We start from the raw sequence: 22,002 nt of genomic DNA, 5'->3' as shown, positions 1-22,002 counted from the left end.
TACTCACCGCGCCTCTGCGCCTCAGCAAGCCTCGCCGCGAACGGCACCCAGTACCTCATGGCCATCGACGTCCCCACCGCCATGACCATCACCACCCTCTACTGGGGCGTAGCCGTAGCCGGAGCGACGCCCACCGCAGGCGCAAACTGGGCCGGACTCCTCGACGCAAGCGGGACCCTCCTCGGCAGCGCAGGCATCGACGCCGACATCACCTCACTCGGCCGGAAAGCCGCCACCATCGGCACCCTCAACCTCGTGGCCGCCACCTACTACGCCAGCCTGATCTTCAACGCCGCAACCGCCCCGCAAGTACCGCGCTGCGGCGGCCAAGGCGGCCCCACCATGCTCAACGGAGCACTCACCGGCGCGAACCTCCTGTACGCCACCAACGGCACCGGCAAAACCGCGATGCCGTCCAGCATCACCATGTCCAGCAACATCGGCGGCCAGGGCTACTGGGCCGCCATCGCCTAGGAGGCGCCGTGACCACACCCGACGTCCAGCCCGCACCGCTCGCCCCCACCGGCCCCGTGTGCGGCCTCTGCGGCACCCCGGCGCTCGTCCACTGGCAACGCCGCCTCACCGGGGCTGAAGTCGCCGAGCAGCAGGCCATCGAACAAGGACGCCGCGACGAAGTGGTCCTCCTCGCCGACCCCGCGCTACCCCCGCCCGTCTTCCCGCCCATGCCCGGCTTCGAAGACGCCACCCGCATCGTCCACGGCTGCATCCACCACGCCATCACCCAAGACACCGCCGCCCTCACCCACCAAGCCACCTGCACCGCACCCACCGAAGCAGACCTCCCCGGCTGCAACTGCACCCCCGAAACAGCACCCACGCCCGACCCCGAACCACCCACCCCCCAACTCCCGCCCGGCTGGAACTGACCGAGGGAGGTGAACCATGACCGCCTCCCGCGGGAAACGCGCCGCCACCGCCGAACGCCGCACCAAGCTCATCAACGCCCGCCTCGAAGGACGCCTCTTCGAGGACATCTGGGAGGAACTCGGCTACTCCAGCCGCAGCGCGGCCACGAAAGACTTCTGCCGCGCCTTCGAAATCCGCCTCACCGAACAGCGCACCAGCGTCGAGGTCTACCGCGAAGTCGAACTCACCCGGCTCGATCAACTCACCCTCGAAGCGATCAACGTCCTGCGCACCCAGCACTACGCGATCACCCCCTCGGGGAAAATCGGCCGGCATCCCGACACGGAGGAAGTCCTTATCGATGACGGGCCGACACTGGCGGCCATCGACCGCCTCTTGAAGATCCAGGACCGGCGGGCGAAACTCCTCGGCCTCGACAAGCCCCTCAAGGTTCAGATGCTGACCATGGACCAGGTAGACGCAGAGATCGAACGTCTGTCGGCCGAACTCAACGGCGCCCCGCCCATCCAAGAGGAACCAGTCGACTAGCGACGGCGCGAGGAACCACCGGAAGCGGGAGGCGCCCAATGCTGGACACCTCCACCGCATCACCCCTCCTCGAAGCGAAACTGGAGCGGCTCCGGGAACTCAGGAGACTCCAGGCCGAACTGCAGCAGCGGCAGCGCGATGAGCGCCGGCGCCAGCGGTACGCCGCAGGCAACCACCCCACCCCTGGCTCCTTGGCCCGCGCCATGGATCCGCGGACCGTGCAGACTGCGGCCCTCGATCTGCTCGACAGCAGCCTCGTGGACGTTGCTGCGGGCGACTGCAAGCGCCTGATCTTTTCGATGCCGCCGCAAGAGGGAAAAGCGAGCGCGTCAGCCGCCGGTTCCCTCTGTGGCTGCTGACGCGGAACCCGGACCTGCGCATCGCGATCGTGTCCTACGAGCTGGGCGTGGCCCGGCGCTGGGGCCGAGTGATCCGAAACGACATCGGCGGGCATCCCGAGCTGGGGCTGACCGTCCGGCGCGACACCTCAGCGGCCCACGAGTGGCAGCTCGACGGTGCCATCGGCGGCGTCTACTCTGCGGGCATCGGCGGCGCACTCACCGGGCGTCCCGTCGACATCCTGATCATTGACGACCCCCTCAAGGGCCGCAAAGAAGCCGATTCGCCGACCTACCGGCAGGCGTGCTGGGACTTCTGGACCGACACCGCCCGCACCCGCTTCTCCCCGGACACCGCAGTCATCGTGGTGCAGACCCGCTGGCACGAAGACGACCTGTCCGGACGCCTGCTGTCCGGTGCGTCCGCTGGCGACTGGCGGTACATCAACATCCCCGCCCAGGCTGAAGACCACGACGACCCGCTCGGTCGGTCGCCGGGTGAGTACCTCACCTCGGCCCGAGGGCGCACCCCCAAGGACTGGGAAGACACCCGTCGGGATGTGGGTGCCGCTACCTGGGCCAGCCTCTACCAGGGGCGCCCGGCACCGGCCGAGGGCGGCCTGTTCAAACGGTCCAACTGGCGGTGGTACGGGGCCCCCAAGTGGTCCCGGCGCAGCGACGGAACGAACTCGGTCCACGGCGCGGACGAGATCATCCAGTCCTGGGACATGGCGTTCAAGGACACCAAGGGCTCCGACTTCGTTGTCGGCCAGGTCTGGGCCCGCTTCGGCGCCGAGGTGTACCTGCTGGACCAGATCCGCGACCGCCTCGACTTCCCCGCGACATGCCGGGCCGTACAGGCCCTGTCGGCGAAGTGGCCGCAGGCTAACGCCAAGCTCGTCGAGGACAAAGCCAACGGTCCAGCGGTCATTGCACAGCTCCGTGCCAAGGTGCCGGGCCTGATCGCGGTCAACCCGAAAGACTCCAAGTACGCGCGCGCCTCAGCGGTCAGCCCGTTCCAGGAAGCGGGGAACGTCTACCTGCCCGAGCCGTCCATGGCCCCGTGGATCGACGACTTCATCGTCGAACACAGCAGCTTCCCGAACTCGTCCCACGACGACCAGGTCGACGGCACCAGCCAGGCACTGTCCCGGCTGCTGATCACCGACAATTCCGCCGCCCAGGCCATGGACTGGCTGCGGCAGATGCGTGAAGCCGACGGCGGCACTGCCGCCTGACCAACTGATGCCGGGGGTGAGCAGTGGCCCGCTGGCGTGACATCTTCCGGCGCAGCAACCCCGACGTCACGAAGGCCGTCAGCCCGGCCACCACCCCGGCGGCGACGTTCACTGCCGCGCAGGTCGCATCCGTCGCCAACGCCGCCGCCCGTGGCGGCCAGCAGGTCACCGGCGTTGCCGTTCCGCTGCCGCGCACCGACCCGCAGGTCGCCTTCGGACCCGGCGTGCCCCTGTTCCCGGCCGCGATTGACCCGCCCCGGCCCGACACCGGCAGACCCGAACCGCGCTTCAACGAATACCCGGTCACCAGCAACCTGCCCGGCGCCAGCGACCGCCTCGTGCCATGGAAGGTGCTGCGCGACGCCGCCGACGCCGGAGGACTGCCGCGCCGCTGCATCGAGATCCGCAAGGCCGAGGTCACCACCCTCGACTGGGCTGTCACCATCACCAAGCAGGCCGTCGAAGCCGAACAGCACCACACCGACAAACCCCGCTCCGAAGTCGAGGGCGCCCTGCGGGAGCGCCTGTCCGGCGACATCGCGCGCTGCACCCGCTTCTGGGAGCAGCCCGACCCCGGTCAAGGGGAGTCCTTCGCCGAATGGCTCGGCAAACTCCTCGAAGAACAGCTCGTCCTCGACGCGGTCGCGATCTACCCGAGGCTCACCTACGGCGGTGACCTGTACGCCCTGGAAATCCTCGACGGCTCCACCATCAAAGTGCTGCGCGACCACCGCGGCGGGCGGCCCGCACCGCCGGACCCGGCATTCCAGCAGCTCCTGTGGGGTTTTCCCCGCGGCGAGTTCATTGCCGACACCGATGCGGACGGCACCGTCCTCGCCGGGTACGCCTCGGACAGGCTGGTGTACAAGCGCCGCAACGTGCGCGCCCACACCCCCTACGGGTACTCCGCAGTCGAGCAGGCCCTCGAAGACGTCGATGTGTGGCTGCGCCGCCGCAAGTGGATCCGCGACGAATACACCGAGGGCACCCTCCCCACCGGGTGGATCACCTCCAACGGGCAGTCCCAGTGGACACCGCAGCAGGTCCGCGAGTACGAAACCGACCTCAACGACACATACTCCGGGGGCACCGCGGCGCGCCACCGGCTCCGGGTCCTGCCGCCCGGCATGGACCTGGAAACCCAGGGCGACGTCGCCGAGAGGTACAAGCCCGAGTACGACCTGTTCCTCGTCAAGCAGATCGCCGCGCACTTCGACGTGACCATCGCCGAACTTGGCTTCACAGAGACCGGCGGCCTCGGCTCCACCGGCTGGCACGAGGGCCAGGCGGACGTCCAGCAGCGCAAAGCCACACTCCCGACGCTCCGCTGGTTGCAGCAGCTCCTCACCGACGTCTCCCGCAAGCACCTGGGCATGCCGGTGGAGCTGGAGTTCCGGTTCCTCGGCCTCGAAGAGGAAGACGCGGCAGCGGCGGACGCGGTGGCCGGCGCCCGCCTCAAGGACGGCCGGATCACCCGCAACGAGGACCGTGACCGCATGGGCATGCCCCGGTTTGATTTCCCTGAGGCGGACATGCCGATGGTGCAGACCGGGCGCGGTCTCGTCTTCCTCGACGGCGCATCGAAGCTGGCACCCCCCGGCGAAGTGGTCGGTCCGGTACTGGGGCCGCCGCAGGCGGACGCTGACGCGGACGGCGTCCTCGACGCCCCGCACGGCCCTGACACCGACGTCAGGAAGCCGGGGGCATCCGGGGAGGGCGACGTCCCGGCTGGTGATGACGGCGACCGCGAGGAAGCGGTGAAAGCGGAGCTTGCCGCCTACCGCAGATGGGCCCGGAAGAACCCGCACCCGGCGCGGAACTTCGCGTTCACCACTGTGACCAAGGCCGACGCGCCGCACATCCCCCACACGGCAGTCACCTTCGCGGAAGCGGGGGACACCGGCCCAAAAGTGCCTGACCTCCACTCGGCCCGGCAATGGCCGGGATGGGGGCCAGACCAAACCGCCGTCACCTTTTGGACACCCGTGATCCGCAGCGCCATGCGGGCAGCGGCCGACACGCGGCGGATCGCAGAAATGTGGCTTGCCGAACGACTCGTCACGAAGACCGACGAGCCGGACCCCGACACTGCCACAAGCCTCAACTCGGACGCCGACACCGCCATCACCCCGCAGCACGACGCGGCAGGATGGCTCACGGCACGGGGCATCACCCTCATCGAGGCACTCGTCATCATCCGGGACCTCCGCTCCGAGGGGTATGTGATCGGAGAACGCTCAGCGCAAGCCGTCCTCACCGCCCACGCCACCCTCGACTGGTCCAACTGGAAACCAGGCGATCCCACCGCAGCGCGCCTCACCCGCACCCCCGAGGCACTGCGGGCGCTCCTCGACGAAGCAGGCATCACCATCCGCTCCGTCGCGGCCACCAGGCTCGGCAAACTCGCGGAAGCTCTCTCCGACGCGCTCGCGAAGGGCAGCAGTGCGGACAGCCTCGCCCGCGAACTCCGCGGAATCCTTGACGATCCGGCCTGGGCAGAACGCGTCGCCGTCACCGAAATCGCCCGCGGAGTGTCTGCCGCGACGGTGGCCACCTACCAGGCCAACGGCATCACAGAGGCGTCGTGGCTCACGGCCGTCGACCAGCGCGTCTGCGAGAAGTGCCTCGACAACGAAGGAACCGGGCCCATTCCCGTCGGCTCCACGTTCCCCAGCGGCGTCCGCTACCCGCCCGCACACCCGTCGTGCCGCTGCACCCTCTACCCCGAAACCGGCACCACCTGAGCCGCACCCGCGCGGAAGGAGAACACAGTGCCCGACATCTCATACGCGTGGGCGCCCATCACGAAGATGGAGAAAGCCGACGACGGCACCCTGCTCGTGTACGGGCCCGCCGCGTCACCCGACCTGGACCGGGACCAGCAGCGGCTGAACGCCGACTGGCTCGACCAGGCCATGCCCGCCTGGTTCAGCCAGGGCGGGAACGTCCGCGAGCAGCATGACGGCAAGCGCGCGGTGGGTGTCGGTGTCGGCCTTTCCAAGGCGGACGGCGACCTGCACATGCTCGCGGCCCGCATCGTCGACCCCGTCGCAGTCCTGAAGTGTGAACACGGCGTCCTCAAGGGGTTCTCCGTCGGCATCAAGAACCCCAAGATCACCTTGGGGAAGGCTGACGCACCCGGCGGGGAGATCGTCGGCGGCGACATCATCGAGGTGTCCGTCGTCGACCGGCCCTGCAACCCCACCACCCTCTTCGAAATCGCCAAGGCCGACGGGATCGGCGGCGACCTGGAAGTGGTCGACGGGGCGCACGTCACCGAGAAGTCCGACGCTGAAGCGTTCGGTCTGCTCCCCGAGGTGTACGACCGCCTCCCAGCCCCGGTGAAGGAAGCCCTCACCGCCCTCGCAGCCGGGGGCGCCACAGTGTCGGCGGAGACCGTCAAGACCGACGACGGCAACCCCGAGACTGCGTCGCCGTCGCTCGTCATCCGGCTGCACGGCGCATCCGTCTCCGAAGAGATGACGCACGGCCTGACCGACGCGAGTGCAGCCGAACTCGACAAGGCCGATCTGTCCGCGGCCGGACGCAAGAAGGCTGCCGCCTCGGGTGCGGCGATGAGCGACGGCAGCTACCCGATCAGCACCAAGGCGGACCTGCGGAAGGCCGTCAAGGCCGTGGGCCGCGGCGGCAACGATCACGACAAGATCCGCGCACACATCGTCAAGCGGGCGAAGGCCCTCGGACTGGAGGCCCTGGTGCCCGACAACTGGAACCCCGACGGCTCGATCAAGGCTGCGAAGGCCGACGAGCCCGACGCGGAGGCCGTGGCGAAGGCCGAGGAGATCCTCCGCAACGTGCGTGCCGTCGTCCCCGACCTCGTCAAGGCCGACGACGGCGCCGAAGGCGGGGACATTGCCAGCGCCGAGTCCGCTATCGCCTGCATCGCCAAGCTCATCATCGCCGAAGCCGAATCCCTCGCGATGGGCAACCTCAACGAGGCCATGGACATCAGTCTCCTCCTCGATGCCGTCCGCTCCCTGACCTGGTTCAAGGCCCGCGAAGAGCGTGAGCAGACCGGCGACGGCGACCCGGACATGGGCTTCTCCGACCAGCCCGACATCACCAAGACCGACACCCCGACCACCCCGGAAGCTCCGGCCGAGCCCCCGGCGGAACCCGCAGTACCAGCCGTCGAGCCCCAGGACCCCAAGACCACCACCGAGGACGAGCCCGCAGCCAGCGAGCCGCCCACCGACGCAGTGACGAAGGCCGATGTGGCCGAACTCGTCAAGGCCGCAGTCGCAGAGGCCAGCAAGACCTCCGAAGAGCGCAACAAGGCGCTGGAGGCAGAGCTGGTGAAGGCGCAGCAGGCCATCGAGGAGTTCCGGGCGCTGCCCACCCCGGGCGGACCCGCGCTCACTCGCACCTCTGCACAGCAGGCAACCGCACGCGGCGGCGACGCCGACCTCCTGCGGCAGGAAGCCGCGGCCCTCAAGGCCAAGGCAGACCAGGTCTCCGACCGTGACCTGCGCGACGGCTACCTGGACCGGGCCAAGGCCCTCCTCGTCAAGGCCGACGCCTGAGCCTGCCCCTCCACCAACTCCGGCCCCCACCCGTGGGGGCCTTTCGCATGAAAGGGGCCCGTCGTGGCTCTGCCCAAGGCCGAAGTTCTCTTCGGTGATTCCCCCGAGGCCCCGCAGCTCTCCAAGGCCGAGGTGTCCACCCGCTTCGACGAGCTGATGTCAGCCGTCGATACCGCCCCGACCCGCGTGCTGGGCCCGCAGGATGTCGTGAAGGCGTTCACCGAAGGCCGCGGCATCAGCTTCGACCAGCGCCCCACCACCGCCTACGGTGCACTGACCAAGGCCCTGGACGCCCCCGACATCATCAAGGGGCTGTCCCCGGAGGCCCTGGCGTCGGTGACGGCGGCGCTGACCGACCTCAAGTCCCAGCAGCCCGACCTCGTCAAGGACATCTCCACCACCTCGCCGCTGAGCTCCGGCCTGGTGGCGTTCGACCTCGAAGCCCCCGCGAAGATGCTCACGCCGCGGCCGACGCCGCTGCGCAACCGCATCCCGCGGAAGAAGGGCATCGGCCTGTCCCACCGCTTCAAGGTCATCTCCGGGTTCACCGGAACCGGCACCGGCGGCGTCGGCAACATCCACCCCGGCATCCAGGACAGCACCCAGACGAACTTCGCCCCGTCCGGTGCGGCCAACAGCCTGAACTACGCGCGCGGCCCGAAGATCAGCTACGCCGGGTACGACAAGAACGTCAGCTACAGCCAGTTCTCCGTATCCGACGCGGTGACCTGGTCCGCGCAGTACGCCGGACAGGGCTACCAGGACATCCGGCAGCTCTCCCGCACCAGCCTCCTGTACTCCAGCATGCTGCTGGAAGAGCGCATGATGCTCATGGGCCGCGGAACGAGCGGCAACGGGTTCCTCGGGGCGCTCGCAGCCCCGACCGGCGTGACGGCCACCGCCCGGTCCGCAGCAGGCTCCGAGGTCGGCATCTCCGGTGCCACCACCAGCCTGTACATCAAGGTCACCTCGGACGCGGGCGACTTCGGGCAGTCCGTTCTCACCTCCGCCGCCACCGTCGCCGTCACCAACGGGCAGGTCGTCGACGTGACCGCCGTCCTCCCCAGCGGAGCGACCGGCATGCGCGTGTACGTCTCCACCGGAGCCTCCGACCCCGGAGACGGCTCCCGCTGGTACGCAGGCCGGTCCGGATACAACACCTTCACCATCCAGGGTGCGCTGCCCACCTCCGGCACCGCCGCAAGCGCCGTCACCGCCGACACCACCGCCTACGCGGCCGGATACGACGGCATCCTGCCGATCTGCACCGGCGCAGACTCCGGGTACGTGAACCGTCTCAACGGCGTCCTCAGCACCGCGAACCCGGGCGTGGAATGGCAGAACGCTTTCGTCGCCCTCTACACCGCGGTGAAGGCGGACCCGGACCGCACCCTGCTCAACGGCGCGGACCGCAAGCAGCTCAGCGACTCGCTGAAGACCGCGACGTCGTCCAACTACCGGATGACCCTCACCCAGGACCAGCTCACCGGTGTGACCATCGGCGATGTCGTCAACACGATCATCAATGAGGTCACGGGCAAGGGTGTCGCCGTCGAGGTCCACCCGTGGATGCCGCAGGGCAGCTCGGTGATCCTGTCCGACAGCCTCCCCATCCCGGACTCCCAGGTCTCCGATGTGTGGGCGGTCTTCAATGTGCAGGACCTCATGGGCATCGACTGGCCCGTCAGTCAGTTCGCCTTCGAGTCCAGCAGCTACTGGTTCGGGGCGATGCTGTGCTACGCCCCCGCCTGGAACGGTTCCATCACCGGCATCAAGGCCGCGTAGCCCCTACCTCCTGCGGCCCCGCCCGAGGGTGCGGGGCCGCAGGAGCAACCCTCAACGGCCTCCCGGAGGACGACATGGCGCGACTGTGCCTGCCCGACAGTGCCGTGCGCGGCATCGACATCCAGGGCGCCCAGACCGGCACGACCACCGCGTACACCGCCGGGCGTGACGGCACCGTGACCGTCGACAACGCCCAGCACGAACGCGCCCTGCGCGAGTACGGGGCGTTCCCGGCGAACCTCGGCGGCCGGGTTCGCGGCGGATACCGCTGCGCCGACTGCGGATTCGCCGCATTCATCAAGACCTGCGGCCGCTGCGGCGGCACCTGCGAGAAGGAGTAGGCATGCCCCCGCGCAAGCGCGCAGAGACCAAGCCCGACGACCCCGCCACCCCGGAAGACACAACGGACCCGGCCGCTGACGGCGACAGCAAAGAGCCGGAGACCACCCCGGCCGAACCCGACAAGAGCGACCTCCAGCCGGTCGGGCAGCCGTGCCCCGCATGCTTCCCCAACGGCTGGGCCGACGGCGCCTTCGCGCACGGCTGCGAACACGGCACCTGGGTCCGCAACAACACCTGACCACCAACCAGCAGGAGGTGAGCGCCGTGCCTGCAACGCCCTACGTGTCCGCCGCAGCGTTCCGCGCCCACCCCACCTACCTCGACACCGACGGCCTGCGCCCCGGCGACCCCGACCCGGACGCCCAGACAGCAGCCCTCGTCACTCTCCTGACGGAGGCCAGCAGTTGGGCCGACGGCATCTGCGACCAGCCGCTCGGCGCGCACATCCGCACCCAACGCCGCCGGGCAGTCATCGACCGCGCAGGAAACCTCAAATTCCACGCCGACCACACACCTGTCATCAGCGTGATCAGCGTCGGATACGGCCTCACCCCAGTCGCACTCACCACCCTCGACGGAGCCGGGGCCTGGGTTGAGGACGACGCGAACATCATCATGCCCATCGGCGGAATGAACACCGCATGGTCGGGGTCGCTCCAGTTCGGGCTGCCCCTGTCCGGCGACGTCTTCGTGCAGAGCGTGACCGCCGCAGGCTTCGTCGCCACCGTACTGACAGCCGACTCGGCACCAGAAGCCAGCACTCTGACCGTGCTGGACCCGACAGGCATCATCCCGGGCGGCGAATACCGCATCTGGCAGCCCGGCGCCGAGGAGACGGTCACCGTGTCGCCCGCCTGGGTACCGCCCGCGGCGACGGCCCCCCCGGTGCCGACTCCCGTTGACCTGGCCGCGCCGACCGCCTTCGCCCACGAGGCTGCCCACGACTTCTCCGGGATGCCCGCCGAAATGCGCAACGCCATCGTCCAGTACGTCACAGCCACCCTGATGCGACCCGACTCGACAGCCGAGGACGAATTCCCGAACACCGGCCTCGGCTCGGACACCCGGCGCAACGACCCCCGCAACGGGTCCGGCCTCATCGCATCCGCCGCCCGGACCCTGGCCTCCTACGGCAGAGTCAGATGAGCATCCAGACCGCCCTCGACGGCATCTGCCGCTACTTCGGCGGCCCCTACGACCCCGACACCCGCACCTACCGGTCGTCACCGCTCCAAAGCGCCGGCGTCGGGGTGGTGCGCCGCGCCTGGGCGAGCGACGACAAACTCCCCGACTATTTCCACGGCCTGGACGCCGGGGCGCGCACGGGGACCCAGATCATCGTGTTCATCCCACGGCACAACGAACACCGGATCGCACTCGGCGGTGCCACGAACGGCATGAAGCAGTGCACCTACGAAGTGCAGTTGTGCTGCTACATCCGCTCCCGGACCCCGTATGCCGAGGACGCCCAGGACGACGTGTACGCGCTCCGGGACGCGATTGCCCAGCACATGCGCGAAGACCGCACTCTCGGTCAGGCCGTCTTCCAGGCCGGTGAACACATCGACGGCGGCGCCGACGGCCTCGATTTCACCTACGGGCAGTCCGAGACCAAAGCCGGACTCACCAAGTCCTACCTCGAAGTGGCCTTCGCCGCAGTCGAGTTCGTCAACGCCTGACCCGCCTCATTTCTCTCCTCGCGGAGTTCGCCATGCCCACCAGCAAGACCAGCAAGGACCCCGCCGAGGAAGCCGCGGCGGAAAGCCCCCAGACGCACACCACCACCCCCGGCCAGTCCGCAGACGCCGACGGTGCCGGAACCGGCCCAGAGCCCGGCGTCTACGAGTACACGCACGGCGCCGACTGCGTGTACCCGCAGGTGCCCCTCACCGCCCGAGCCGCGAACCCCGGCCGACCCGAGAGCGAAGGCGACCCCGGCGAATCCCCCGTCACAGCCACCGTCTTCAACTGGCCGTTCGGCCCCCCGGACGACGGACGCTGGACCACCACCCGCAAGAAGCCCAACCAGGCCGCCGACAACGACCCGGCCCCGTCCAGTGAGGAGTGACCGGTGAGCACCCCTGTGACCTACGCCCCGGCCAAACAGTTCGTCGGCATCGCCAGCGAGGCCGTCCAGGGCACGCCTGTCGCCATGACCGCCACGGTCCTGGTGGACGACGTGAAACCCAAGGACAATCCGACATGGCTGGACGACAAGTCGTGGCGCGGCAGCATGGCCACCGACAGCTTCGCAAAGATCCAGGGAGTGAAGTCCGGCGAACTCGAACTCGGCGGACCCGCCTACGGTGACGGCCTCGGCCATTTCCTGCGGAACATCCTCGGCGACCGGTCGGCGGTGGGCACCTCCACCGGCAGCGGCGGCACCACCCTCGCCTCTCCGGCTGCCGTCGGCGCCACGTCGATCAGCGCGACGGCGACGATTCCCAACGGCACCCCCCTCCAGATCGGCAGCGGTGCCACCGCAGAGGTCTTCACCACGGGCACCCCCACCGGCTCGGGCCCGTACGCGATCCCGCTGGCCACACCCACGGGCGGCCTGCTTTTCCAGCACGCGTCGTCGCAGGCCCTTCAGCCTGTCACCGGGCCGTACACGCACACCCACAGCCTCCTCAACTCCGGCACCGGGCAGCCGATCTCCCACACGATCACGCACTTCCTCGGCCCCACCGCCGCCTCGGGCGCCCGCCAGTACCCCGGCGCCTGCTTCTCCGAGGTCGGCCTGAAGTGGAACGCCGAGAGCGAGCTCCTGACGTGGTCCGGGAAGGCCACGACCTACCCTTCGGTGACCCTCGGGTCGATGCCGACCGCGGCCCCGTCCACAGTGCTCCCGGTCGCGTCGTGGCGGATGCTCGTCGGCATCGGCGGCCCCGCATCCGGCGGCACCCTGGTCAACACCAGCACCGACGGCGAGCTGACCATCACCCGCGAACTGGCGCCGTATTACACGGCCAACGGCTCCCAGACGCCGTACATCATCCAGCGAGGCGGCGTCACCGTCGCGGGCAAACTGAACTTCGTCGCCGCCGACGAATCCCCGCTGCTGTACATGCTCAACAACACGCAGCCGTCCTTGCAGCTCCTCCTCGACAACGGGCTCACCGGGACGAGCAAGGTGGTCTTCCAGATCGACCTGGGCATCGCCGCATTCACCGAGGTCGAACCCGACGGGACGAAAACCGCCGTCGAGTACAGCACCAGCTTCAACGCGGTCCTCAACACCGCCAACGCGGGCGGCTCTGGCGGCTACAGCCCCTGCAAGATCTCCGTCACCAACAACATCGCCCCCGGCACCTTCTAGCCCCGGCGTTCCCACACCCTCATCGGAGCACCCCATGTCCACCACCGAACGCATCACCCTGCCCTCCGGCGCCTGGATCCAGCTCAAGGACGCCAGGACCCTGCGCCGCGGCGACAAGAAGAAGGCCATGGCCAACGTCAACGGCGAGGGCGACAAGCTCCTCGCCATGGCCTACGAGATGACGGACGGCCTCCTCGCCGTCCTCGTCATCGACTGGTCCTACGACCTGCCGCTGCCGTCGCAGTCCCTGGAGTCCCTGGACCTCCTGCCGATCGAGGACGACGACGCCCTGATGAAGGCCATCGAACCCGCCCGCGCCATGATCTTCCCTGAGCCGGCGAACCCAGCCGACCCCAAGCAGATCGCCGACCCGGCGTCCCCTACCGAGCCCTCCGCCGCCTGAGAGCGCGCCTGGAGGGGCATGAAGTTCCCGCCGGTCACCCGGTCACCGCGCTCGATGAAGCGTGGACCTACTACTGGTACGCCGAAAAGTTCGGATGGACTCCCGGCCAGGTTGATGAGCTGCCCGCATGGCTCGACACGCCCTTCGCGGTCATCGGGCGCGAAGTGGACCGGGCGCAGGAGCGAGCTAACCGCCGGGCCATGGAAGATGCCGAGAAGGGGTGACCCATGGCCGGAGGCGGCATCCGCATTGAGGGCCTCACGGAACTCACGACGGCCATGGCCCGCACTGTGAAACTCGCAGACACCGCAACGCGGGTCGCTACTGCGAAAGGCGCCCATGCTCTCGAAGGGGAGATCAAGAAGACCCTGACCGCGCGCAGCCACCGGAAGGGGACCCCGACACCGTCGGGCCCCGGTGAGCCGCCCGCGCTGGTCACCGGGACTCTCCGCCGGTCTGTGACCGTCAAAGGCCCCCTGCCTGCCGGAAGGGGGCGGTGGGAGGCCCAGATCGGGCCGACCGCCGTCTACGGGCGCATCCAGGAGCTCGGAGGGGTCACCGGACGCGGAGGCACCACCACGCTGCCCGCACGCCCTTACGTGCGGCCCACCTTCGACCGCGCCGTCGCATCCGGCCTCCTGGCTGGCATCTACCACCAGGCGTGGCTCGCCGCATTGTCGAAGGCCCGCTGACCCGCCACCGGCAGACAGCTCACCCAGCCGAGGGGAGACGTCATGTCGGGAGGTGCTCTCCTTCCCCCGGTCGTAGCCCGCCTGATGGGCGACATCAGCCACTACCGGGCGGAAATGGCCGAGGCCACCAGGATCGCGGACACCTCGGGCAGCCGGATCCGGGCCAGCGGCGCGAAGATCGCCGCAGCGACGGCGAAATTCGGCAGGCAGGTGTCGCTCATCGGTGTGGGCGTGGCCGCCGTGTCGGTGAAGATGGCGGGCGACTTCCAGGCGCAGACGATGGTGCTGCACACGGCTGCGGGCGAGTCGGTGAAGGGCCTGGCCACGGTCCGCAAGGGCATCCTCGACATCGCCAAGGGCACCGGTACCGACTGGCACAACCTGACCGACGGCATGTACCAGGTCGAGAAGGCCGGTCTTCGCGGTGCCGACGGCCTGAAGGTCCTCAAAGCGGCGGCGCAGGGTGCGCGCGAGGAGAACGCGTCCCTGGAGTCGGTCACCAACGCGATGACCAGCGTCATGGCCTCCTACCACCTCAAGGCCACCGACAGCGTCCGCGTCATGAACGCGCTGAAAACCGCTGCGGGTGAGGGCAAAATGACCATGGAGGAATTCGCCTCTTCCCTCTCCACGGTCATCCCCATCGCCTCCGCGAACAAGATCAGCTTCGGTGAGGTCAGCGGGGCGATCGCCACTCTCACGCAGCACGGCACCTCCGCCCGCGAGGCCACCCAGGAACTGTCCAACACGATCCGGAATCTGGCCGCGCCGAACAACGTCGCAGTCATCGAAATGCAGCGCCTCGGCCTGTCATCAGTGGACATCTCCACCAAGCTGGGCAAGCGCGGCCTGACCGGCACCCTGGACCTCCTTTCACAGACAGTCCTTCAGAAAATGGGACCGTCAGGGACCGTCCTGATGTCGACATTCAACAAGTCCAAGCAGGCCGCCGCCGACGCGGACACCATGGTCAAGGCCATGCCCGCGAGCCTCCACAAACTGGCGGACTCCTACGCCAAGGGCACCATCAACCTCGGCGACTGGCGGCAGACCCTCAAGACACTGCCACCAGCACAAGCGAATCTCCTGTCGCAGTACGCGACACTGCAGAACCGCAGCAACGGCTTCAGCGCCGAACTCAAGCGCGGCGGCCCCGCAGCACAGACCTACACAGAGGCAATCAAGAAACTCACCGGCGGCGCGACCGGCCTCAACACGACCTTGCAGTTGACCGGGGAAAACACCGCCGGCTTCAAGGACCGCGTCAACAAGGTCTCCGCATCCTTCACCCACGCCTCCAAGGACGTTGAGGGCTGGGACGCCACCTCCAAACTCTTCAACGTACAACTGGCCAAAGCCAAGCAGACGATCTCCGTACTGGCCATCGAGATCGGCACAAAACTCATCCCCGTACTCACCGCCGCAACCGCATGGCTCGGCCAGCACAAGAACGCCGCCCTCGCCCTCGCCAGCGTCATCGGCGGCATCCTCACCCTGTCCGTCATCGCATACGTCGGCAAACTCATATGGGGCGCAGGGAAAGCCGTCGCCGCCTTCGCGAAAATGGGCGTGACAGCCGTCACGGCAGGCGCGAACGTCGTCCGCGGGTTCGCCTCCGCAGAGTTCGCCGCGTCCGAGGCGTCCGGCCGGGCCGGAACCTTCGGCGGCGCGCTGCGCCGAAGCTTCACCTCCGCAGGCGCGGGCATCAAGTCGGCCCTGGACACAATCCGCCTGCGCGGCATGTACGCCATGGACGGCATCAAAGCCGGTGCGGCATCCGCCCGGGCCAGCGCCGTGAGCGCGTTCACCACCATGCGCCTCCAGGCCATGTACGCCTGGCAGGGCGCACAGAGCGGGGCGCGGAAGGCCGCAACCGCCGCCGCCGACTTCGGCCGCCGCATGGCAACCGCCGCGGCCACCGCGGGCAAAAGCGCCTGGACCGGCATAGTCAGCGGTGCCAAATCCACCGCGACAGCGCTCCGCGCCGCGTCGGTTGCGGCCCTCGAATTCTCCAAGAGCATGCTGGCGTCCGCTGTGGCCGGACTGCGCGCCGCAGCAGCGTGGACCCTCCAGAAGGTCCAGCTCATTGCGACGACGATCGCGGAGAAGGCCGCCGCTTTGGCGCAGTGGGCGCTGAACGTCGCCATGGACGCCAACCCGATCATGCTGATCGTCCTCGCCCTTGCGGCGGTCGTCGCCGGACTGGTCTACGCCTACACGCACTTCGCGTGGTTCCGCACCGGGGTGCAGGCCGCGTTCGGTGCGATCACCACCGCAGTCATGGCCGTGGTCGGATTCGTCCGCGCGCACTGGCTGCCCATCGTCCTGATCATCACCGGACCCATCGGCATCGCCGTCGCCGTCGTAGTGAGGTACTGGCGCCAGGTCAGCGTCGCCTTCACCTCAACGATCAGCGCCGTGACGGGCTTCGTGCGCGCCCACTGGCCGCTGCTCGTCGGACTGCTGGGCGGACCCATCGGTATCGCCGCCGCCCTGATCATCCACTACTGGGGGTCCATCAGCAGAGGCTTCTCCGCCGCCTACCACGCCGTTGTGGGGGTCGGCTCGACGCTCGTCGAGTGGGCCCGCAGCCTGCCTGGCCGGATCCTTGGCGCCGTGGCCGCCCTGGGCGGGCGCCTCTCGTCGTGGGCGACGTCGGCGTTCGGCCGCGCCAAGACGGCAGCGGTGACAACAGCAACCAGCCTGGTGTCCTGGGCCCGCGGCCTGCCGGGGCGAGTCGTCAGCGCGGTGGGCTCCCTCGGCACCCTCCTCTACAGCGCCGGACAGGATCTCATCCGCGGCCTCACGAACGGCATCGAGTCGATGACGGGCTCCCTGATGAGCAAAGTGAAGGGGCTCGGGCACTCGGCGGCCTCCGAGTTCAAGAGCGTCCTCGGAATTCAGTCGCCGTCCAGGGTTTTCCGGCAGCTCGGCGCCTACGTCATCCACGGCCTGGTCCAGGGACTGACCGGGTCCACGGCGAATGTCCGCGCCGCCGCCAAGCGCATCGCAAGTGACCTGTATGTCGACTTCGGGTCGAGCCACAAGAGGCTCCAGCAGTTGGTCGGGCGTGAGAACGCCCAGTTGCTGAAGCTTGCGTCGCAGCGGGACTCCGTGGCCAGCCGCCTGAAGTCGGCCCAGAAGAAGCTGTCGGACCTGAAGAAATCCTGGACCGACGAACGGGGCAGCGTCGCTTCGGGAATCATGCAGAACGCGTCGATCATCACGGCCAGTCCGGATGAAGGCCGCGCGGTCGCCACCACTGACATCCTCGCGCAGATGCGGCAGCGCGTTCAGGCCGCCAAGGACTTCGCCAGTGAACTGAACCAGCTCCGCAAGAAGGGCTTGCGGAGCGACCTCCTTCAGCAGCTCGCAGCAGCCGGTGTCGATCAGGGCGGTGCCACCGCACTGGCGCTTTCCGCAGGCAACGGTGCGCAGATCGCCGAGATGAACCGCCTCCAGGCCAGCCTGTCATCGGCGGCGAACTCCACTGGTGCCGCCGTCGCGGACAGCATGTACGGGGCCGGGATCAAGTCCGCTCAGGGCATCGTGAAGGGCCTTCAGTCGCAGGAGAAGGCGATCGAAGCGCAGATGCTGCGCATCGCCAGATCCATGCAGGCGGCGATCAAGAAAGCCCTGGGGATCAAGTCGCCCTCTGCGGTGATGGCCCGGCTCGGCGACTACACCGCCCAGGGAATGGCCGTCGGCATCAACCGGTCGACGAAGCACGCCGCCATCGCGGCACAGGGCCTCGCGATGGCGGTACAGCAGGGCGCAAGCCTCACCGGCGTCGGACCGGCCGTAGCGCCGCGTGGCACCGGAATGGTCGTCCACCACCACTACCACGCCGATGTGCAGGTCACGGGCTCTGTCGTGACGGAGAAGAAGCTCATCGACGTGGTCACGAAGGGGCTCCAGCAGGGGGGCACCCGGAACTCATCCACGTATGTCCCGTACAAGCGCTGAGGAGACGTCGTGGCCAAGATCGAAACCCTGGTCGACTCGTTCACGACGGGCGCCATCAACACCGCCCTGTGGTCATCGGTGACGGCAGGGGCGGTAACGCTCGACACCGTCAACTGCCAGGTGTCTCTGGCGCACCCCACCACTACCGGGGCCGCGAACGTATTCGGCAGCAACAACGTGTACGACGCCCGCGGATCCGCGGTCTATGCGCAGGTCACCCCTGCGGCGAACGGCAACGGCGGCACCCGCAGCATCATGCGGGTCCGGCTCGACACGAACAACGCCGTCACGATCCGGCTCGACGGCGGAGCCTTCCGGCAGACCCTTCAGGTGGCGGGCACTCTCACCTCGGTGACACTGCCCGCCTACGACCCGCACCTGCACCGCTGGTGGCGGCTCCGGGAATCCGGCGGGGTGTTCTTCGCCGACACTTCCCCGGACGGCCTCACCTGGACGAACCAGTCGTCGATGGCGTACCCGTGGGACGCATCCGCAACGTTGTTCCGCTTCGAGACGCAGGCCACCAGCACCGAAGTCGCGGGCAACGCCATGACCGTGGCGCACGTCGGCACCCGAACCGGCGGGCAATTCAACAACAACTGGCCGCAAGCCGAGTTCGGTGCCGGGCTCTTCTGGGGAGCGAACGGCGGCACCGTCCCCCGCGACTACTACGTAGACATCACCCAGCGCACACAGGGCTCGGTATCGGTCTCCCGCGGACGCCAGTACGAGAGCGACCAGGTGCGGTCGGGCGAGGAGCAGGTCACCCTTACCAACGCGGACGGGCTCCTGGACCCGACCGGCACCGGCCCGTATGCAGGGCACATCCAGCCGGATCAGCCGACGCGCGTGAGGGCACAGTGGCCTCCGTCGCCGAACCTGCTCTCTCAGGGAATCGCCTTGGGCGGCGCTGGCGTCGCAGCGGGCACCATCACGCCCTCGACCGCCCTGGACCTGCTCTCGGACACGGATGCGTCCGGGGGCAGCGTCATCAGTACGGCAGGAGCGTGGCTGGGCGCGAGCGTCACCCAGTTCCTCGTGCCGACGGGCGCCACGTCCGGGCAGCGGGTGGTGCACAGCGGTCAGGTCGCGGTACTGCCGGGTCAGGCGTACACGGCGCAGATGCGGGTCCGGGACGTGACCGCGTCAACGAGCCTGTCGGTGAAGCCGTTCCTCGGCTGGGTGGGGTCCGCGTCGCAGGTCCCCTCGTCGTACACCTACGGCAGCACCGCCACCCTGACGGGCTCGGCCACCGCAGGCTGGACGTACCTGACCGTCTCCGGCACGGCTCCGGCCGGGGTGTACGGCATGGACGCCGGGGTCGCGGTAGCCGCAACCGCAACCGCGAACTGCACTATCCAGACGGACGGCTGGCAACTGGAGAAGGGCCTCACCGCCTCCCCGTGGGTGATGCCGGGCGTCTGGTACGGGTGGTTCGCAGGATTCACCGGCGACTACGCCTCATCCTGGTCCATGTCCGGAACCTACGGGACCGTCAGCCCGCCGGCGGCGGACGCGTTCAGTCTCCTGTCGCAGCAAGAGCTGCAAGACGCCCTCACTATGGAAATCAACTCCCACACCCCGACGTTCCTGTACCGGCTGGACGACCCGGCTGGCGTCGTATCAGCCACGGATCAGACAGGGACGTACCCTGCGGCGCCAGTCGTCGCGGGCAAGAACGGTGCTGGTGCCTGGTCGTTCGGAAACGCGATCACGGCGACGAGCCCGTCCGGGGTGTACACCGGTTCGACGGGCACCGTGGCCACCGTCGCCAACGCAGGCAGCGGATCGGGGGCTGCGAATGCGGCAACGTTCCTGTCATTGACGCAGGCGGGCATCAAGGGGCCCCAGACCAGCCCCTACTCCCGCATGATCGCGTTCCGGTACACCGGCCCGACACCCACCACCGAGACCGACCTGTGGGTTGCGCTGGACAACCGGCACGCCCAGAACCCCAGCGGCCAGCTGCGCCTGTTCATCAACAGCGCAGGCAAAGTCAACATGACCACAACGTCGTTCGCCGTCGGCGGTGCCACCCTCACCTCCACTGCGAGCGTGCTGGACGGCAACTGGCATCTGGCCGTGTTCGGCAACCAGGCGGGCGGGGCGGGGACGGTGTTCCTGTCGCTCGACGGCAGCTACACGTCGAGCGCATCCGGCATCAGCGTGTTCCCGCGCGATGTCGTCTCCGACAGCGTGGCCGCGTTCGTGGACGGCGCGAACGGCAACTACACCAGCAACACGTTCAGCGGCAGCATCAGTTTCGTCGGGGAGTTCCCGTCAATCCTCACCGCCACTGACTGCACCAACCTGTACACGGCCTGGTCGGCGGCATGCGCAGGAGAGTCCACGGATGCCCGGTACGCGCGGATCCTCCGCTACGCCGGGTACACCGGGCCCACCTCGATCCAGAGCGGGCTGACCACCAGCATGGGCCCTGCCGCAATCGACGGGCAGGACGCGGTCACCGCACTCGGCGACGTTGTGACCACTGAGAATGGCGCGCACTTCGTTGACGGCAGCGGTGGTGTCACCTTTTTGTCCCGCGCCGCCCGCTACAACGCGTTCGCGCCCGCTGTGACGTTCGGGGAGCGAACCGACCTGGGGGAGTGGCCGTACGAGGACCTCAAGCCGGTCTTCGACAGCACCCACTTGGGCAACGTCATCGCGTTCACTCAGGCGTCCACCGGACAGGTCTTCAACGCGCGCGACGCCGCATCGATCGCGGCGCACTTCCCGAAGACCATCACCCGCACCGTCAACGCCAGCAGCGCCCTCGAAGTGCAGGACGCCGCCGCCTACGCCCTGTCCCGGTACAAGGCACCCGTCAACCGCATCGGCAGCCTCGTCCTCCACCCGTCCGCGAACCCGGCGATGTGGGCCATGTGCCTGTCCCTGGAGCTCGGCACCCGCGTCCGGGTAATGCGACGGCCACCCGGCCTGGCGGCGATCCAGGTCGACTGCTTCATTGAGAACCTGGCGTGGTCCTGGGATGACGGGAACGACGCGACCCTCACCCTCCAGTGCTCCCCGGCCGACCTCACCCCATACGCCCGGTTCGCCGCATGGCACACCACTGCGGCATCAAGCATTGCGACCGGCGCCACGAGCATCACCGTCAAGGCATCCCAGGACAACACGAACCCGCTGAGCACGCAGCTCTTTGCAGGCCAGCAGCTCAAGCTGGAACCCGGTGTCGTCAACGCCGAAACCGTCACCGTCGCCGCAGTCGGCGCCACATCGCCAGGCTGGACGACCGCGGTCATCACCCTCACCGCACCCACCGTGAAGGCGCACGCGGCGGGCACAGTCGTCTGCGAGCTGCTGCCCGCCGGGTTCACGGACCCCACCACCTGGGACGCCGTCAGCGCGTTCGACGCAACCGTGTTCGCCTACTGAGAGGAGCGCGCCGTGGCCCGCATCCCGCCGGTCATGCCCACCGAGGCCCCCGGCAACTACAACACCGGCAGCCTCTTCAACGCGACGGCGAAGGCCCTGGGGGACTTCCTCACCAACCCGCCCCGCTACAAGGGCTACGCCACCAGCGCCCAGGCCCTCCTGTCCGGCACCACGCTGGTGCCGATCACCCTCGACACCGACGACTACGACACCGACGGCGGACACTCCACCACCACCAACACGTCCCGGTACGTGTGCCGAGTCGCAGGCACGTACACCATCACCGGCTGCCTGGGCTTCAACTCCTCGGCGACAGGCAACCGGGGCGCTGGCATCACTATCAACGGCACCTCGGCCAGGGGCTCGATCACCCAGCAGGGCGGCATAGCCAGCAACTCCTGGTGCGCCATCGTGACCTGTGACGCCGTCCTTGCGATCGGCGACTACGTCGAACTCGTCGGGTGGCAGACCTCCGGCGGTTCCCTCAACACTGCCGTGACGGCTGCCTTCGGGCCTTCGCTGACCTTGAAATGGATTGCCGCCTGATCGCCTGCCCCCCT

At 68.6% G+C, this 22,002-nt stretch carries 19 protein-coding genes; all 19 read left to right on the top strand.

From position 1 onward, the window contains the following. The first annotated feature begins 57 nt into the window (after positions 1–57). Positions 58–474 carry a hypothetical protein gene (locus tag ABZX65_RS26670; protein ID WP_355344998.1) on the top strand — a complete coding sequence of 139 codons (417 nt, stop codon included), beginning with the start codon at positions 58–60 and terminating at the stop codon, positions 472–474. Between the two features lie 8 nt (positions 475–482). After that, positions 483–887, top strand: a complete 405-nt coding sequence (locus ABZX65_RS26665) for a hypothetical protein (RefSeq protein WP_355344995.1) — start codon at positions 483–485, stop codon at positions 885–887. Between the two features lie 16 nt (positions 888–903). After that, positions 904–1,416, top strand: coding sequence for a hypothetical protein (locus ABZX65_RS26660; RefSeq protein ID WP_355344992.1), 513 nt, complete (start codon positions 904–906; stop codon positions 1,414–1,416). Between the two features lie 38 nt (positions 1,417–1,454). Next, on the top strand, positions 1,455–1,775 hold the full coding sequence (locus ABZX65_RS26655; protein WP_355344989.1) for a hypothetical protein: 321 nt from the start codon (positions 1,455–1,457) through the stop codon (positions 1,773–1,775). After that, entirely contained in the window at positions 1,694–2,992 is a 1,299-nt protein-coding gene (terL, locus tag ABZX65_RS26650) for a phage terminase large subunit (protein ID WP_355345444.1), read from the top strand. Before ABZX65_RS26655 ends, terL begins: the two co-directional genes overlap by 82 nt. 23 nt (positions 2,993–3,015) lie before the next feature. Beyond that, positions 3,016–5,736 carry a phage minor head protein gene (locus ABZX65_RS26645; RefSeq protein WP_355344986.1) on the top strand — a complete coding sequence of 907 codons (2,721 nt, stop codon included), beginning with the start codon at positions 3,016–3,018 and terminating at the stop codon, positions 5,734–5,736. Between the two features lie 27 nt (positions 5,737–5,763). Then, on the top strand, positions 5,764–7,536 hold the full coding sequence (locus tag ABZX65_RS26640; protein ID WP_355344983.1) for a hypothetical protein: 1,773 nt from the start codon (positions 5,764–5,766) through the stop codon (positions 7,534–7,536). 63 nt (positions 7,537–7,599) lie between these two features. Further along, positions 7,600–9,321, top strand: coding sequence for a hypothetical protein (locus ABZX65_RS26635; RefSeq protein ID WP_355344980.1), 1,722 nt, complete (start codon positions 7,600–7,602; stop codon positions 9,319–9,321). Positions 9,322–9,395: 74 nt separating this feature from the next. Beyond that, positions 9,396–9,662 carry a hypothetical protein gene (locus tag ABZX65_RS26630; RefSeq protein ID WP_355344977.1) on the top strand — a complete coding sequence of 89 codons (267 nt, stop codon included), beginning with the start codon at positions 9,396–9,398 and terminating at the stop codon, positions 9,660–9,662. Between the two features lie 2 nt (positions 9,663–9,664). Then, positions 9,665–9,901, top strand: a complete 237-nt coding sequence (locus ABZX65_RS26625) for a hypothetical protein (protein ID WP_355344974.1) — start codon at positions 9,665–9,667, stop codon at positions 9,899–9,901. Positions 9,902–9,927: 26 nt separating this feature from the next. Further along, positions 9,928–10,809, top strand: a complete 882-nt coding sequence (locus ABZX65_RS26620; RefSeq protein ID WP_355344971.1) for a hypothetical protein — start codon at positions 9,928–9,930, stop codon at positions 10,807–10,809. Continuing rightward, the gene (locus ABZX65_RS26615; RefSeq protein WP_355344968.1) at positions 10,806–11,342 is read left to right on the top strand and encodes a hypothetical protein; all 537 of its coding nucleotides are present in this window, start codon (positions 10,806–10,808) and stop codon (positions 11,340–11,342) included. Before ABZX65_RS26620 ends, ABZX65_RS26615 begins: the two co-directional genes overlap by 4 nt. Positions 11,343–11,374: 32 nt before the next feature. Next, positions 11,375–11,731, top strand: a complete 357-nt coding sequence (locus ABZX65_RS26610) for a hypothetical protein (protein WP_355344965.1) — start codon at positions 11,375–11,377, stop codon at positions 11,729–11,731. A gap of 3 nt (positions 11,732–11,734) precedes the next feature. Further along, positions 11,735–12,982, top strand: a complete 1,248-nt coding sequence (locus tag ABZX65_RS26605; protein ID WP_355344962.1) for a phage tail tube protein — start codon at positions 11,735–11,737, stop codon at positions 12,980–12,982. Between the two features lie 34 nt (positions 12,983–13,016). Then, complete coding sequence (locus ABZX65_RS26600) at positions 13,017–13,385, top strand: hypothetical protein (protein WP_355344959.1); 369 nt, start codon at positions 13,017–13,019, stop codon at positions 13,383–13,385. 227 nt (positions 13,386–13,612) lie between these two features. Continuing rightward, positions 13,613–14,077 carry a hypothetical protein gene (locus ABZX65_RS26595; protein ID WP_355344956.1) on the top strand — a complete coding sequence of 155 codons (465 nt, stop codon included), beginning with the start codon at positions 13,613–13,615 and terminating at the stop codon, positions 14,075–14,077. Positions 14,078–14,161: 84 nt separating this feature from the next. Then, positions 14,162–18,043 (top strand): phage tail tape measure protein, encoded by a 3,882-nt coding sequence (locus ABZX65_RS26590; RefSeq protein ID WP_355344953.1) that lies wholly within the window; start codon positions 14,162–14,164, stop codon positions 18,041–18,043. A gap of 9 nt (positions 18,044–18,052) precedes the next feature. After that, the gene (locus ABZX65_RS26585; RefSeq protein ID WP_355344950.1) at positions 18,053–21,442 is read left to right on the top strand and encodes a hypothetical protein; all 3,390 of its coding nucleotides are present in this window, start codon (positions 18,053–18,055) and stop codon (positions 21,440–21,442) included. A 12-nt stretch (positions 21,443–21,454) separates the two neighbouring features. After that, entirely contained in the window at positions 21,455–21,988 is a 534-nt protein-coding gene (locus ABZX65_RS26580) for a hypothetical protein (RefSeq protein WP_355344947.1), read from the top strand. Positions 21,989–22,002: the final 14 nt, after the last annotated feature.

The organism is Streptomyces sp. NPDC003300 (assembly GCF_040610915.1).
GTDB lineage: Bacteria > Actinomycetota > Actinomycetes > Streptomycetales > Streptomycetaceae > Actinacidiphila.
The sequence above is the reverse complement of the archived record's forward strand: the minus strand, read 5'-3'. Positions and strand labels throughout refer to the sequence as shown.

Excerpts from the sequence above, each read along its gene's own strand:
- ABZX65_RS26670 (WP_355344998.1), top strand. The coding sequence starts at position 58 with ATGGCCATCGACGTCCCCACCGCCATGACCATCACCACCCTCTACTGG.
- ABZX65_RS26660 (WP_355344992.1), top strand. The coding sequence starts at position 904 with ATGACCGCCTCCCGCGGGAAACGCGCCGCCACCGCCGAACGCCGCACC.
- ABZX65_RS26655 (WP_355344989.1), top strand. The coding sequence starts at position 1,455 with ATGCTGGACACCTCCACCGCATCACCCCTCCTCGAAGCGAAACTGGAG.
- ABZX65_RS26630 (WP_355344977.1), top strand. The coding sequence starts at position 9,396 with ATGGCGCGACTGTGCCTGCCCGACAGTGCCGTGCGCGGCATCGACATC.
- ABZX65_RS26625 (WP_355344974.1), top strand. The coding sequence starts at position 9,665 with ATGCCCCCGCGCAAGCGCGCAGAGACCAAGCCCGACGACCCCGCCACC.
- ABZX65_RS26615 (WP_355344968.1), top strand. The coding sequence starts at position 10,806 with ATGAGCATCCAGACCGCCCTCGACGGCATCTGCCGCTACTTCGGCGGC.
- ABZX65_RS26610 (WP_355344965.1), top strand. The coding sequence starts at position 11,375 with ATGCCCACCAGCAAGACCAGCAAGGACCCCGCCGAGGAAGCCGCGGCG.
- ABZX65_RS26600 (WP_355344959.1), top strand. The coding sequence starts at position 13,017 with ATGTCCACCACCGAACGCATCACCCTGCCCTCCGGCGCCTGGATCCAG.
- ABZX65_RS26595 (WP_355344956.1), top strand. The coding sequence starts at position 13,613 with ATGGCCGGAGGCGGCATCCGCATTGAGGGCCTCACGGAACTCACGACG.
- ABZX65_RS26590 (WP_355344953.1), top strand. The coding sequence starts at position 14,162 with ATGGGCGACATCAGCCACTACCGGGCGGAAATGGCCGAGGCCACCAGG.